Source organism: Leptolyngbya sp. PL-A3 (genome assembly GCF_039962325.1).
Classification (GTDB): Bacteria; Cyanobacteriota; Cyanobacteriia; order Elainellales; family Elainellaceae; genus Vacuolonema.
Genome location: NZ_JAMPLB010000026.1, coordinates 67,577 through 82,030 on the forward strand (window position 1 = coordinate 67,577; position 14,454 = coordinate 82,030).

General features: G+C 52.0%; 11 protein-coding genes. 5 read left to right on the forward strand and 6 right to left on the reverse strand.

All coding sequences use genetic code 11. From position 1 onward, the window contains the following. Window positions 1–318 precede the first annotated feature (318 nt). The 4 genes from NDI52_RS19320 (at window position 319) to mutY (ending at window position 3,210) form a co-directional block, all read left to right on the forward strand. Entirely contained in the window at window positions 319–750 is a 432-nt protein-coding gene (locus NDI52_RS19320) for an NUDIX domain-containing protein (protein WP_190771250.1), read from the forward strand. Between the two features lie 77 nt (window positions 751–827). Continuing rightward, window positions 828–1,220 (forward strand): RidA family protein, encoded by a 393-nt coding sequence (locus NDI52_RS19325; RefSeq protein WP_190771249.1) that lies wholly within the window; start codon window positions 828–830, stop codon window positions 1,218–1,220. Between the two features lie 446 nt (window positions 1,221–1,666). Next, entirely contained in the window at window positions 1,667–2,011 is a 345-nt protein-coding gene (locus tag NDI52_RS19330; protein ID WP_190771248.1) for a DUF760 domain-containing protein, read from the forward strand. Further along, on the forward strand, window positions 2,011–3,210 hold the full coding sequence (mutY, locus tag NDI52_RS19335; RefSeq protein WP_190771247.1) for an A/G-specific adenine glycosylase: 1,200 nt from the start codon (window positions 2,011–2,013) through the stop codon (window positions 3,208–3,210). The genes NDI52_RS19330 and mutY overlap by 1 nt, the downstream gene beginning before the upstream one ends. 61 nt (window positions 3,211–3,271) lie before the next feature. On the opposite strand, the gene NDI52_RS19340 is transcribed toward mutY, so the two are convergent. The 5 genes from NDI52_RS19340 to NDI52_RS19360 form a co-directional block, all read right to left on the reverse strand. Then, the gene (locus NDI52_RS19340) at window positions 3,272–3,994 is read right to left on the reverse strand and encodes an ATP-binding cassette domain-containing protein (protein ID WP_190771246.1); all 723 of its coding nucleotides are present in this window, start codon (window positions 3,992–3,994) and stop codon (window positions 3,272–3,274) included. Further along, window positions 3,987–4,733 (reverse strand): amino acid ABC transporter permease, encoded by a 747-nt coding sequence (locus tag NDI52_RS19345; RefSeq protein ID WP_242035928.1) that lies wholly within the window; start codon window positions 4,731–4,733, stop codon window positions 3,987–3,989. The genes NDI52_RS19340 and NDI52_RS19345 overlap by 8 nt, the downstream gene beginning before the upstream one ends. A 253-nt stretch (window positions 4,734–4,986) precedes the next feature. Continuing rightward, window positions 4,987–5,778 (reverse strand): transporter substrate-binding domain-containing protein, encoded by a 792-nt coding sequence (locus NDI52_RS19350; protein ID WP_190771245.1) that lies wholly within the window; start codon window positions 5,776–5,778, stop codon window positions 4,987–4,989. A 527-nt stretch (window positions 5,779–6,305) separates the two neighbouring features. Beyond that, on the reverse strand, window positions 6,306–6,587 hold the full coding sequence (locus NDI52_RS19355) for a DUF2470 domain-containing protein (protein WP_190771244.1): 282 nt from the start codon (window positions 6,585–6,587) through the stop codon (window positions 6,306–6,308). Between the two features lie 244 nt (window positions 6,588–6,831). Beyond that, window positions 6,832–7,758 carry a histone deacetylase gene (locus tag NDI52_RS19360; RefSeq protein ID WP_190771243.1) on the reverse strand — a complete coding sequence of 309 codons (927 nt, stop codon included), beginning with the start codon at window positions 7,756–7,758 and terminating at the stop codon, window positions 6,832–6,834. A 390-nt stretch (window positions 7,759–8,148) separates the two neighbouring features. Between NDI52_RS19360 and gyrA the strand changes: the two genes are divergently transcribed. Continuing rightward, complete coding sequence (gene gyrA, locus NDI52_RS19365; protein WP_190771242.1) at window positions 8,149–10,773, forward strand: DNA gyrase subunit A; 2,625 nt, start codon at window positions 8,149–8,151, stop codon at window positions 10,771–10,773. A 359-nt stretch (window positions 10,774–11,132) separates the two neighbouring features. On the opposite strand, the gene nrdJ is transcribed toward gyrA, so the two are convergent. Continuing rightward, the gene (gene nrdJ / locus NDI52_RS19370; protein ID WP_190771241.1) at window positions 11,133–14,411 is read right to left on the reverse strand and encodes a ribonucleoside-triphosphate reductase, adenosylcobalamin-dependent; all 3,279 of its coding nucleotides are present in this window, start codon (window positions 14,409–14,411) and stop codon (window positions 11,133–11,135) included. Between the last annotated feature and the right edge of the window lie 43 nt (window positions 14,412–14,454).

Below are 14,454 nucleotides of genomic sequence, written 5' to 3' on the forward strand. Positions count from 1 at the left end.
TCCCATAGTCTGGTTTGAGCGATCGCAGTACTCCAACTTTTTGTCTTACGGCCCTAACGTGCTTGAAACCCTTGTAATAAAAGCTTTGTATGCAAAGCTTTTATTACAAGGGTTTCAAGGGGTGCATCCCACTTTTGTCAGTGAAGCGGGCGAAGCCCGCTTCACTGACAAAAGTGGGTTTCCAAATTTGCAAAAGTGGGATGCACCCGGTTTCAATCACGTTAGATATTTTCTTTGAATGCGCCCAATTTAATCGCGATAGATGTAACAGATGAGGTTATGCTGCTATCAGCTTAATCGTCATCTGCCAGAGCCACGGTGAACTATCGCAATCCTGTCCCTACTGTCGATATCATCATTGAGCTGATGGATAGGCCCTATCGGCCTGTCGTGCTGATCGAACGCCTCAACCCTCCCTATGGCTGGGCTTTGCCGGGGGGCTTTGTGGACTATGGCGAGTCGGTAGAGAGCGCCGCCGTTCGAGAGGCTGCTGAAGAGACGGGGCTGCACGTTAAGCTGACGGAGCAATTTCAGGTCTATTCAGATCCCAGCCGTGACCCACGACAGCACACCATCAGCATTGTGTTTCTGGCAATGGCTCGAGGCGAACCTTCTGCTGGGGATGATGCCAAAAACCTGAGCTTCTTCGAACTCTGGAACATTCCCACCAACCTCTGCTTCGACCACGAGCGGATTATTCGGGACTATCGCTATTATCGAGAGCACGGGTTGCGGCCCAAACTGCTCTGATGGGTTTAATGGCAATTCTCTATACCTTATATCCCCATTTCCTCATTCAAGATATTCCTCATTCAAGGTAAGGTTTCATGCGCGAGGTGATTCAAACAACATCGGCCCCGGCTCCTGTAGGGCCTTATAGTCAGGCGATCGCCGCTCAAGGCCGGATGGTTTTCGTCTCGGGTCAGATCCCCCTGGACCCAAAGACAGGCTCTCTGATGGGTGGTGATGATGTCGCGGCCCAAACCCAACAGGTGCTCGCCAACCTGGATGCCGTTTTAAAGGCCGCCGGAGCCAGCTTTGCGGATGTGGTCAAAACTACCGTATTCCTGGCAGACATGAATGATTTTGCGGCGATGAATGCCGTTTATGCCACAGCTTTCAACGAAGAAACGGCTCCTGCCCGAGCCACCGTGGAAGTCGCTCGCCTGCCCAAGGATGTTCGAGTTGAAATCGACTGTATTGCTGTGGTGAACTCCTAGCATGGCCCCAGGGCTCCGGGTGGGATAATCTTGCCTGTCCAACCTCAGGCGGACAGAATGCCTACTTCACAAGAGTTCTACTCACATCTTTTACCCTTCCAAACGCCAGAACCTCTGATTTCATTGATTTGCAGTGAAATCAGGGGTTCTGGCGTTTGCTGAAAGGTCTAAGTCCAGGTCATTTATATCAATACTCTGGACAGTTTTTCTGAAACCCTTGATTTTGCGTGCGCTTCGCGCACGCAAAATCAAGGGTTTCAGAAAAACTGTCCGAACTAATGTTATATGGACAACGCTGGTTACCTGCAGAGGTGGTGTTGGGTAGGACGGTAAACCCCTCTCGGATAGGTTCGGCTTCTCCCACCGACAGCCGAGTTAGGGATTGATACATTAGTAAACAAGTCAGTCAGTTAATTAGTAAGTCCTGCGTGAGAGAGGTTCCCATCGTGAACGACGCATCTAAACAGATTTCAGGATTCTTTGGTGGCCATGGCGAGAATGGTAGCCCCTTGTTTCAATACGTTCAGTCCATGAGCCCTGAAACCATTGCTCAGCTCTCCCGTCCCGATTCGATGGAAGTGTTTCAGGTGATGGAGCGCAACATTATTGGCTTGTTAGGTGGGTTGCCCTCTGAGCAGTTTGACGTCACGGTCACCACCAACCGGGAACATTTGGGTCGATTGTTGGCGTCTGCCATCATCAGCGGATACTTCCTGCGGAATGCAGAGCAGCGTTTGGCCTTTGAGCGATCGCTCCAAACTGCCGACTCTAGCTCTGATCAAGATTCGTAATGGGTGGAAGACGGTCACCCGTTGCGGGAAGCGATACAGCTAACTCCTCCTACTCGGTAGATCATTTAGATCTGCCGAGTTTTGTTGTAGCTGACCTGCGGCAGCGATTGCTGGATTGGTATGGGCAAACGGGGCGATCCCTCCCCTGGCGCGAGACCCGAGATCCCTATGCGATTTGGATCTCAGAGATCATGCTGCAACAGACCCAGGTGAAGACGGTGTTGCCTTACTACGAGCGGTGGTTGGCAGTGTTTCCGACGGTGGAAGCGTTGGCGATCGCCCCTCAGGAGCAGGTGCTAAAGCTCTGGCAAGGGTTGGGCTACTACGCCCGCGCCCGTAACCTGCACAAAGCTGCCCAGGTGATCCATACTCAGCACAATGGGCAATTTCCAAAAAATTTAGAGGCAGCCTTAGCTTTACCCGGAATTGGACAGAGTACTGCCGGAGGAATTCTCAGTGCCGCATTTAACCAACCAGTCTCTATCCTGGATGGTAATGTGAAGCGTGTGTTGACACGCCTGTTAGCATTAGAGCGCCCGCCGAACCGCGTTCTGCGGCTGTTGTGGCAGTGTTCTGATCAATTGCTGGATCCCGTCCATCCCCGAGATTTTAATCAGGCGTTGATGGATCTAGGGGCGACGGTGTGTACACCTCGTCAACCCAGTTGTGGAAGCTGCCCGTGGGCCATGCACTGTCGCGCTTATGAACGAGCCATGCAAAACGAACTGCCTGTACGTGAAGAGAAAGCGCCCGTCCCCCACAAGGCCATCGGTGTTGCAGTGATCTGGGATGCAGATGGACAGATTTTGATCGATCGCCGGCGCCAGGAAGGATTGCTGGGGGGGCTGTGGGAGTTCCCCGGTGGCAAAATTGAGCCGGGTGAAACCATTCAAGACTGTATTCGCCGTGAAATCCGTGAGGAGTTGGGCATTGAAGTGGTTGTGGGAGATTCGTTAATTACGATTGACCATGCCTACTCCCATTTCCGAGTGACCCTGAACGTCCACCATTGTCACTATCTTTCCGGGGAGCCGCAGCCCTTGGAGTGTGACGAAGTTCGCTGGGTGCGCCCAGAAGATCTGGAGCAATATCCCTTTCCGGCTGCGAATGTGCAAATTATTGAGGCCATTCACCAGAACCCAAGGCCTGACTTTTCGGATCATTTGACCGAGGAAAAATGGGGCGGTTCTGAAGATTAGATTCGCAGACCAGAACAAAAGAGGGGCGCGTCGCGCCCCTCTTTTGTTGGGTCGATGAAGGCTACAGTACCTTCTGTAGGAACTGGTTGGCCCGTTCACTCTTGGGGCTGGAGAAGAAAATATCGGGTGGCGCATCCTCTGCAACGATACCGGCATCCAGAAAGATGATGCGATCGGCCACTTCGCGCGCGAAGCCCATTTCGTGAGTCACGATCGCCATCGTAATCCCGGTCTTGGCCAGAGATTTGATGACATCCAGTACCTCTTTCACCATTTCGGGGTCAAGGGCAGAGGTGGGTTCGTCAAACAGCATCACCTCGGGTTGCATGGCGAGGGAGCGGGCGATCGCCACCCGTTGTTTTTGCCCCCCTGACAACCGCGATGGGTACACCTGGGCCTTTTCGGCTAAGCCCACCATCTGTAACTTAGACATTGCCAGCTCTTCAGCTTGGCCCCGCGTCATCCCCTTCACCTTGATAGGGCCGTAGGTAACGTTTTGCATCACCGTCATATGGGGAAACAGGTTGAAGTGCTGGAATACCATCCCCATGTTTTGGCGAACTTTGTTGATGTCTGCTTTGGGGCTGGTCACTTCAATGTCATTGATATAAATTCGCCCTTTTGTAGGAATTTCCAAAAGATTTAAGCAGCGTAAAAAGGTGGACTTCCCACAGCCCGATGGTCCTAATATGGCGACTACTTCACCTCTTCTAATCTCTGTTGAAACATCCTTCAAAACCTGAAGCGGCCCAAACGATTTACATAGGTATTCAGTCTTAATCACTTTTCCGCATCCTTCTTTCTAAACGTCGTGCCAGTAGTGTTAGCCCCATCACCATTACGTAATAAATCGCAGCAACAAAAATCAGCGGTTCGAAATAAATGAATTTCTCAGCAGCTACTACCTGCCCTCGTCGCATCAGGTCTAAAGCGCCTACCGTGGATACCAGAGCAGAGTCTTTAAGTAGAGCAATCGTTTCATTAACCAGAGCCGGAAGAATATTTTTGAATGCCTGAGGTAGGATAATATCCCACATCATTTGGGGATACTTGACCCCCAACGTCATTGCAGCTTCTCGCTGCCCTTTATCTACAGCCATAATGCCACCCCGAATGGTTTCGGAACTATAGGCGGCTGAGTTAAGGGCAAAGGTTGCAACCCCGGCCTGGAAACCTGTGGGGGTGAATCCAAGTAACTGAGGAGTTGCAAAGTAAATAATGGCCAGTTGCAAAATCAGCGGCGTACCTCTAAAAACAGAGGTATAAGCATCTGCAAACCACTTCAGTGGTTTGATATTGCTAATTTTGAAAATAGACAGAACCGTACCCCAGGTAAACCCCAATAAGGCAGAAGTAACACTGAATGCAAGGGTAATGGGAATGCCCCAAAGGATAAACGGAATATTTTCAGAAATTTTACTGAAATCTAGAGCAAAGTCCGTCGTGGCTGACGCAGTGCTGATGAGGCTCCATACTTCGGGCATGAAGCCAAGTTGGGTAACAGGTAAACAATGAGTTGCCATCGGATGAACGTCGTACAGGTGAACAGGGAGTCAATTGATTATTTCGGTTTTATGACTGGCTTTTTGTGGTTTAGCTTACTCGGAATTTTGTGTTAGCGCTAAAAACAACCAAAAGCTATAAGAATATTGTGGTAACCCTTACTCTGATGGCATAAGCTTGCAGTTTAAAGACGCCATGGGTTGAAAAAAAGCCAGGGTAGAGTGACCCTGGCTTGATGATTTATCCCATCAACAGATAAACTTTCAGCAATGCCTATTTAGCCGGTTGCTGATCACCAAACCACTTATTAACCAATTCGGTAATCTTTCCGCTATCAACCATTCTTTGAAGCACAGGGTCAAATTCTGCTTTTAAAGGAGAACCTTTGGGAAAAGCGATCGCTGAACCCGATTCTCCTTCATTTGGAATGACATTAAATTCCAGGTCAGGATTGGCGTCGATAAAGCCTTTTGCCACGGTATCTTCTACAATGGCAGCGTCAATGCGGCCCGCTTTTAATTCTTGAATAATTTCATTGATACGGTTCAGCTGAACCACATTGGCTCCCTGAATTTCCTTCGCCGCTCCTTCTTGAATGGATCCAAGTTGAACACCGACCTTCTTGCCATTCAGGCTAGCGGCATCGGTTAAGCCGCTATCTTTACGAGACACAATAGTGTTCTTCGCTTCGTAATAGACAATGGAGAAATCAGCGTTTTGTTTCCGTTCTTCGGTAGGGGTCATACCAGCCATTACGAAGTCAGCCCGATCTGCTTGTAGCGCAGGGATCAGACCATTAAAGTCAATGTTTTGAATCTGGACTTCGTAGCCTAATTCTTCCGCGATCGCCTTTGCAATATCTACGTCAAACCCAACAATCTCCTCTCGCCCCCCAGATGTTTGGATAAATTCGTAGGGAGGGTAATCTGCGGAGGTCGCCATGGTGAGTGTTTTGCTTTGCGCAGCAGTGTTGCTGTCACCACCAGACGAAGTACAGGCGTTCAGCAGACCAATTGCCGCAATCGTACCCACAAAAGCAACAGAAAAAAGCTGACGTCGTTTCATTGTGTAATGTGCTCTTAGAACCTAGGAGGACAGGCAGGACTAATCAACGTTAAGAAACCAGAGACGGTTATGAAACCGCTCGCCTCAGAACCATCGAGCTAAAACTGACTAGCTGGCAGATCCCTATTACCGGGTGGGCGCGATCGCTGCCTGGCCATCTTTAACTACTCATTAAATTGCCATGTCTTAAAGGAAATTCCTTCACCCAAGAGAGGGACTCCGCGAGGAGGATGCGTCTCACCGCGTGAATAAAAAAGGTTCCCCCTTAAGGAGAACCTGACCTATGAAGGTATTATTCAGTTTGTAAAAGCCGCTTACAAATCTAAAAAAAGTAGTAGCTGTTAAGCGCAATCAAAAAGAGAGTGAGACACCTACAAAGGCCCTTTCACATCCTGATAACAAGTAAAGTTAGATGCTGACGATAAAAAGTGGCGCGGTGCTTTGCGCCGCGCCACTTTTTATCGTCAGCATTTAACCCGACATAAAATGAGTTATTTGGCTTGAAATCAGGAGTCAGGTATTAGAAATTACGAGGGGGTACGGGCTTGACGTACCATCGCGATCAGGGTTTGATGCGCATCCTCAGAATCCTGCAGGTTGTGGTCAAAGGTGACTCGCACGGAGTCAGGGCCACTTTCACGCTGTATCTGCAAGTTCATCCCTTCGGAGTCAATGCTGAGCATTTGGGCGGCGATCGCATCGGATACCGCTCCATAGGCTTTGGCATAGAGGAGTACGGCATCTGCATGATCATCGTTCATGTGTTTGCAGATGCGATCGCTAATTTCAGGGGTTAAGGGATCGGCCATAGTGCTCCATGAAATGAATAGCTGAGTTCGGTTATTTACGAGGACAACCCATAGGATTGCAGAAAATACACTGCCAGTCGATACACGCTGGTGGCAATAAATGCCACCAGAATGAACGTAATCATGACGTTAACTACGGTTCGAATCTTTTCAAGCATCGGACTTTCTCACGGTTTTATGTTGGAGTGCATCACCGGCGGCCTCTTCAGAACACCACAGATTTGGGGGTTTGATGGCCCAATCTTCAGCTTAGGACAAGGCATCGTTCGATGGTGGCGGCAACGGATTTTGCCAACGCATCGTAGTCGTATCCGCCCTCTAATCCAAACAAAACTTTAGATGTGAGTTGCAAACAGTAGTCGGTGAAGATGCCGTAGTCACCCGGTTGCAACGAAATGTTAGCCAGGGGATCCGCAGCGTTGGCGTCATAGCCCGCACTCACCAGCAACAGGTCAGGCTGAAACGCCTGGAAGAAGGGAATAATACGCTCTTCAAAACGGGTCTTGTAATCTGCCACTGTGCTACCTGCCCGCATGGGAAGATTCAGCACATTATTGTGCACACCCGTTTCACCCGATGCTCCCGTACCAGGGTATTGAGGTGACTCATGCAGGGAACAAAAAGCAATCTGAGGATTGCTCTCGACGATCGCCTGTGTTCCATTCCCGTGATGCACATCCCAATCAAGAATGGCGACCCGCTGAATGCCGGGTTGCTTGAGGGCGTAGTGAGCGGCGATCGCCACATTTGAGAAAATACAAAACCCCATCCCCTGAGTCGGTAAGGCATGGTGCCCCGGTGGTCGGGCCAATACAAAGGCCGGCTTCCCTGTGTCCAGCACCACATCCACTCCATCGAGCCAGGCACTCACCGCTAGAATTGCCGCTTCATAGCTATGCTTCGATAGCACCGTATCCGGATCGACGTGGCCCCCCCCTTGCTTGGCCAGGTATTCAACCGCTGCCACATATTTCTCGGGGTGAATCGCGTAGAGAGCATCGGTGAGACGACCCTGGGCTTCGGGAGGAGTAGGCGATCGCCAATCCAACTGTTCAGCCCAGCCCACCGAGCGTAGGAGCGTGGTTACTGCCTTTAACCGCCCCGAATTCTCAGGGTGATAGCGTCCGGTGTCATGCTCCAAAAACAGGTCCGAGTAAAAAACAGGCAACATAGGCGCGTTAGCCTCTGTGTGGGGAATTGCTCCGATTTTAATGAATTTTTGAAAGGGTGGTTTTGAGGGTAAAAAATTTGGAGAAGGTGTGGAGACAGAGTTCCAAAGTACCCCTTCTCCCACCCCATTCCTGATCCCCCCGAACCTATCCATTCTGTGCTATAATTTCAAAGGCTGAAATCCTTACAGGGCAGCATTTTCAGCCCATTCACCCCGGTTGATGCAGAACCCCTTTACCACCGGAGCTTTCAGCCAGAACCCGGTGCATTTTCGATACTGTCGGCGCTCCGTTTTGAGCATGTTTTTGTTGAGCGCACAACTTGGCTGCTACGCCCCACAGGGCTCTCGTAATCAGACTTCTCTCACCCGACTGTTGGAGTAAATCATCCTATGACCTTTTCCCAGGAACCGCCGTCTCAGGATCGGATTATCCCCACCGATTTACGCATGGAGATGTCCCGGTCCTACCTGGAATACGCCATGAGCGTGATTGTGGGACGGGCGCTTCCCGATGCGCGAGATGGGCTTAAGCCTGTACACCGCCGCATTCTCTACGCCATGCACGAATTGGGGTTAGCCCCCGATCGCCCGTTCCGGAAATGCGCCCGTGTGGTGGGGGACGTAATCGGTAAATACCACCCGCATGGGGACCAGTCGGTTTACGATGCCCTGGTGCGGATGGCTCAAGACTTTTCCATGCGATCGCCTCTGGTGGATGGTCACGGTAACTTCGGTTCCGTCGATAACGATCCTCCAGCGGCGATGCGATACACCGAATGTCGCCTGCGCCCCATCACCACCTACGGGATGCTGCAAGACATCGAATCGGAAACTGTCGATTTCGCCCCTAACTATGATGGGTCGCAGCAAGAACCCCTGGTGATGCCCGCCCGCATTCCCCAGCTGCTGTTAAATGGCTCCTCGGGGATCGCTGTGGGAATGGCGACTAATATTCCCCCCCACAATCTGGGCGAGTTGCTGAGTGGGGTCGTAGCGCTGATCGAGAATCCTGACCTGACGGACACGGAATTGATGCGCTACATCCCCGGCCCAGACTTCCCAACGGGGGGACAAATCCTGGGCACCAGTGGGATCCGGGAAGCCTACATGAGCGGGCGCGGCAGCATCACCATGCGTGGCGTGGCCAATATCGAAACGATTGAGCGCCGGGGGGCACCGGAACGGGAAGCCATCATCATCACCGAGTTGCCCTTCCAGACCAACAAAGCGGCTCTAATTGAAAAAATTGCCGAGATGGTGAACGATCGCCGGCTGGAGGGTATTTCTGATATTCGGGATGAGAGCGATCGCGACGGGATGCGTATCGTCATTGAACTGCGACGCGACGCCTATCCCCGGGTGGTGCTGAATAACCTTTACAAAGCTACCCCACTGCAAGCCAACTTTGGGGTGAATATGCTGGCTCTGGTGAATGGGGAACCGCAAATCCTCAGCCTGAAGCAGTCGCTCCAGGTATTCTTAGATTTCCGGATTGAAACCATCACCCGCCGGACTCGCTACGAACTGCGGAAGGCAGAGGAGCGGGATCACTTGTTGCAGGGTTTGTTAATTGCCCTGGCAAACCTGGATGCGATCATTGCGCTGATTCGTCATTCTGCAGATACTCCCACGGCCAAGCAGGAGTTGATGGAAACGTACTCCCTTTCAGAAGTTCAGGCCGACGCCATTCTGCAAATGCAACTGCGTCGTCTAACCGCTCTAGAAGCGGAAAAGATCAACCAGGAACATGATCAGTTGCAGGAGAAAATTGCTGACCTGCAAGACATTCTGGCTCGCCGTGAGCGGATTCTCACCATCATCCAGGATGAAGCGGTCGCACTACGGGAAGCTCATGTTACCCCTCGCCGCACCGTCATTGAACACATGGATGGCGATCTGGGCGACATTGACCTGATTGCCAATGAACAGGCGGTAATCCTGATTACCGAGCAGGGCTACATTAAGCGGATGCCCGTCAGTGCCTTTGAGGTACAGAGTCGCGCTACCCGGGGCAAAGCGGGTGCTCGGATGAAGGAAGAGGATGGGGTGAACCACTTCCTCACCTGCAATGATCACGACAATATTCTGTTCTTTAGCGATCGCGGCATCTCCTACTCCCTGCGGGCTTATCAAATTCCCACCAGCTCCCGCACGGCCCGAGGCGTGCCCATCGTGCAGCTCCTTCCTATCTCCCATGAGGAAAAAATCACTTCCATTATTCCCGTTGTGGAGTTCACGGAAGAGGATTACTTGGTGATGCTGACCACCAAAGGTTTCATTAAGAAAACGGCTCTCTCCGCCTTCAGCAACATCCGTACCAACGGCCTGATCGCCATTTCCCTGGAGGAAGGTGACCAACTGCGTTGGGTTCGGCTGGCTCGGGTGGAAGATAGCATTATCATCGGCAGCCGCCAGGGAATGACCATCCACTTTCAGGCAAGTCATGAGCAGCTACGTCCTCTAGGGCGTCCCACCCGTGGGGTGAAGGCCATGAGCCTGCGTAAGGGAGATGAGTTGATCAGCATTGACATCATCTCCAGCCAGTACGCAAACCTGCTTGCCAGTGCGGCAGAAGCAGAAGCGGAGGATGTAGAAGATGTGGCAGAAGATGCCGAAGAAACGACGGAAGTGAGCCAGGGTCCCTGGGTGTTGATTGTTACTACGGGAGGCCTGGGTAAGCGGGTACCGATTTCCCAATTCCGTCTGCAAAACCGGGCAGGTATGGGACTTCGAGCCATTAAGTTCCGTCGCCCTAACGATCGACTGGCCGCGCTGCTGATCGTGAATGAAGGGGATGAAATGATGCTGGTAACGAGCCGAGGCATCATTATTCGTCAGGCCACAGATGCTATCTCCAAACAGTCACGTTCGGCTACTGGGGTGAAATTGCAACGGCTGGATGAAGAGGATGCGATCGCCGCTGTAGCTCTGGTTCCTCCTGTGGCAGAAGGAGCCGAAGAGGAAGAGAGCGCCATTGAAGGAGCAAGCACTGAAGTGGAAAGCCCTGAGGAATAAGCGAAGAGCTTATTTGACTACTGGTTATGGGCGATCGCCCATCACATCCGAAGAGAGAGTGGAGCAAAGCCCACTCTCTTTTTATTTGGCATCTAATTGATCAAAACCCGCTCAAAAGTAGGGGCAGGTTTAGCAGACAACCCTGGCTCCCCTATTCAATCTCTCGGCAAAACCTGCCTCTACAGTTTCATCAGGACGTACGCATTTGTGTTGTGGGTGGGGTGCTTCGCACCCTACCCACAACACAAATACACTACAGATAATAAACTCGCGTAAGTTCTGTCCATGCAAAAAAATGGGCGAAAACTCAAGTTTTTCGCCCATTAGCAGAGGGTAGTCAAATCAGTTGTAGCGAGCCGTTATTTCTGCTCAGGGAACATACATTTGTCGCTATCACATCCCGCAGGGCCAGCCTCAAACAGATCACCGGAATCATAGCGAGACAATGCCGCATAGAAATCCGTGGTGCGTTGCCGTTGCTTCACCTCGGCTTCCAGTCGATCAAACGTTTCTCTGTCGATCTTCTCGAACGGCAGGCGTGGGAAAGGAGCGTTGAAGCGGGCCAGGAGTGCGGCGCTAATATAGCCTTCATCGTTGGCGATCGCCCCATAAATTGCCTGGGCCAATGGCTCCACCTCATGCTCATTGAGCTCGATGGTGGCGCTGGTGTTGTGGGCCGTGTAATACTTCTGCACCTGCATGTAGAAGTCAAACTGGGCCAGAGCCGAGAAATTCTCAATGATGATTTCATCAGCCCCCGGCATATCTGCCCAGGGTACCCGCACCGGAATTTCCACCAACCACTCGGTACAACGGGGATCGAAGGGATCATTCAGCAGGTTGCCCTCTTCGTCCTTGTCAGATTGAGATGGCACAATGTTGTAGCCATACTCCATACAGGCCAAAGCGACGGGATCATTCTTGCGGAAGGTAATGCGACGGATGAAGCGCTGCGCCTTGGGTGGATGCCAACCGGGGCTGGCGTTGGTCAGCAGAGATTTGGTACCCGCAGGCTGGACGGTCGTGCAACGGTTGGGGCGATTGAGTTGATGGCGATCGCAATACTCCCACACCGCCTGATGCACGATCTCTTTCCAGCGGCTCAGGTATTGCTGCTCCTTCTGTTTGAATTCCAGCCCCTTCATGGTGTCAGGCCGCCCTTCCGCCCACCAGTGCAGCCATTCGACGCCAAAGGCTTTCACAAAGAAGTCGAACAGGCCGGTGAAGGAAACTCCCACAATCGGGTCTTCCAACCGTGATTGTTGGTAACGCGGCTCCATAAATTGGTGGTTCAGGAGTGAAGCCACGGACAAGGCTGCCGCTGTAAAGGCTTCTTCCTGGGCCTTCAGATCCTTTGGATCAATCTGGTTAAGGTGAACCTCCGCCAGGTTGCAGTGGAAGTTTTGCCCCAAAATTTCGCCGCAGTTATGAGCGACAAGACCGTTTGCATCAAAACAAGCAGGGCCAGGCACCGTACAATCGTAAACGGCTTCAATCCCATCTGCGTCAATAGACGCCACGGTCACCGCAAAACGTTCACGATTCAGTTTGCGTTTGTAGCCCTCTAACACTCTGTTTAGCTTCTCGGCCTTATGGGGCTCACGGAACCCAATGATTTGCTGGAACCAGTAAAGATTGTCATTCGCGATCACAAGCTCATGCTGTGCTTGGCAATAGTAAGGAGCCAATTTGCGATCGCTATCCGGCATCAGTCGATACCCCGCAGGACGCCGCCCTTGGTAAATCGTTGAAACAATTCCCATACGGGCAAGCATCCGTTGCACAGCCTTTAGAGAATCTAAATTACTTTGGGCCAGCCTGACACTTATACCTTTATTCTGGGTGCCTTGAACGCTTCCATCGGCATCGAAGAATCCCTGTAGAAAGCCTTGATAGAAGCCGTAGCTGGCTTCTTCTATGACAGAAGTAATGCGCTTTTGGCCAGGCACTATACCAAATTGTGCAGCCAATTTAGCTAATCCAGTCGAGGCAATGACGCGATGCTTAAGTTGCGTGTGGTAACACGCTTCAGCAGTCGTCGGCTCATACCCTACAGCTAACTGCAATAAGCTGACTGCATGATGGCTCATCTCATTTTGAGATTCCTCCCAGTACCGTAAAACTGCCGTATCATTCCACGGAGTTTTTGCAAGGCTACCGTCACCTAGTAGATTGCCCAAAAGCCATCCTTCTTCTTGAGTACCGTCCCCATCCCAGGGAGTAATGTCGCGATGGTTATGAAGAAGAATGCGATCGCCCGGTTGCAACTCTTCTGTTGCGACCCAATCGGTGTACTGGGCCTTCTGAGTCTGGGCTGTTACCTTTAAGACCTTATGATTGCCTGTGAGGCGAAGCTCGTATCCTTCACGGGTCGTCAGCTTCAATACAGGCTTTGTGCCAGAATAGAAGAACCCTTCTGGAGTTGTGCTAAACAATTCCCCGTTGATATAGGTGCTGTGCTGTTTGCCTAGCAAATCTTTTACTTGTCGTGGTCCATGCTCGGTATGAACCCAGGTATCGGCGGTTACACAAGGATTTAACCCATAGCGACCTTCGCCCTGGGCACGACGCTCAGCTTCCCCAGCCCACTGGATCGCGCCTTCTCCTGAGTAGAATTGCTTGCGAACTGCATCAACGCATTCTTCTAGAGTCGGTTTGCGATGGAAGACGCGGGTGTGGTTCGCCATCCGTAGGGAATCCCGTTCAGGATCAATGCGCCAGTTGCCGTTGGCATCCTGCATCCACAGGTTGTCTTTGGCGGCGGCGGCGAGGGTATCTTCGCTGTCGAACTGACGCATCCCCGCGCTCCTCCGGATGTTTCCGGCGACGACGCAAGCAGCGGCTTCGTCAATCAACAGGCAGCATTCCACGGAATTCAACTGACGCCCGATCGCCTTATTCAAAATCCGCGCGCATCGCTCATACAGACCGGGTAGGCGGATGGGATTTGCCATCCCTCCAAAGCCCTTCAACCGCTCTCCGGCAGGACGCACGGAACCTAAATCGACTTCGACGCCAACTTCACCCGAGAAACGCTCATCGGTGGAAAGTTCCAACAGCGTTTGGTAAGAGGTCACCCAACCCTGGCGACTGTCACCGACCTTGATAAGAACACGGTTACCCTCAAAGATAACTTCTGTGCGGTCTTGCCGCTGATCGGGAGGAACAGTTCCGATCTCACCCACAATCTTTACAACGAGAGGGTTCCGAATGGCAGGCAACTGGTTGATGTACTTCGGCTCCAGAACAGCCCCCGTGCCACAGCCCATCATGGCGAGATCCATCATCAAGCCGAAGGCGCGCCAGTCCACCACGTTGGTACTGGTACAGTTATAGGCTCCCGAAAAGTTTTCGGGGCGCTCGGCCCACTCGGTACCACCCACCCAAAGCCAGCGACCGGATGGCAGGCTGTAGAGGTTGCGCTGCATCCGCTTGAGCAGATCGGCTTCGCTTTCGGTGAGTTTGCCCAGCTTGATGATGCCGCTGAGGGTGCGATCGCACACATCGTCCCAGGTTTCACGACGGTTTGCGGCGACTTCTCCTAAACGGCTATACGTGCGATAGAACACCGGGTTGGCCGCTGGGGCAGAGGCCGGAAACGGACTGGTTTGACTTGGGCGATCGATGTTTTGAACCATACAACACTCTCAGCGACAGCGGGTGAAGGGAAGGTAGGAAATC

Bases quoted from the DNA above. Each gene is read 5' to 3' on its own strand.
- NDI52_RS19325 (WP_190771249.1), top strand. From the start codon at position 828: ATGCGCGAGGTGATTCAAACAACATCGGCCCCGGCTCCTGTAGGGCCT.
- mutY (WP_190771247.1), top strand. From the start codon at position 2,011: ATGGGTGGAAGACGGTCACCCGTTGCGGGAAGCGATACAGCTAACTCC.
- NDI52_RS19345 (WP_242035928.1), bottom strand. From the start codon at position 4,733: ATGGCAACTCATTGTTTACCTGTTACCCAACTTGGCTTCATGCCCGAA.
- NDI52_RS19350 (WP_190771245.1), bottom strand. From the start codon at position 5,778: ATGAAACGACGTCAGCTTTTTTCTGTTGCTTTTGTGGGTACGATTGCG.
- NDI52_RS19355 (WP_190771244.1), bottom strand. From the start codon at position 6,587: ATGGCCGATCCCTTAACCCCTGAAATTAGCGATCGCATCTGCAAACAC.
- NDI52_RS19360 (WP_190771243.1), bottom strand. From the start codon at position 7,758: ATGTTGCCTGTTTTTTACTCGGACCTGTTTTTGGAGCATGACACCGGA.
- gyrA (WP_190771242.1), top strand. From the start codon at position 8,149: ATGACCTTTTCCCAGGAACCGCCGTCTCAGGATCGGATTATCCCCACC.
- nrdJ (WP_190771241.1), bottom strand. From the start codon at position 14,411: ATGGTTCAAAACATCGATCGCCCAAGTCAAACCAGTCCGTTTCCGGCC.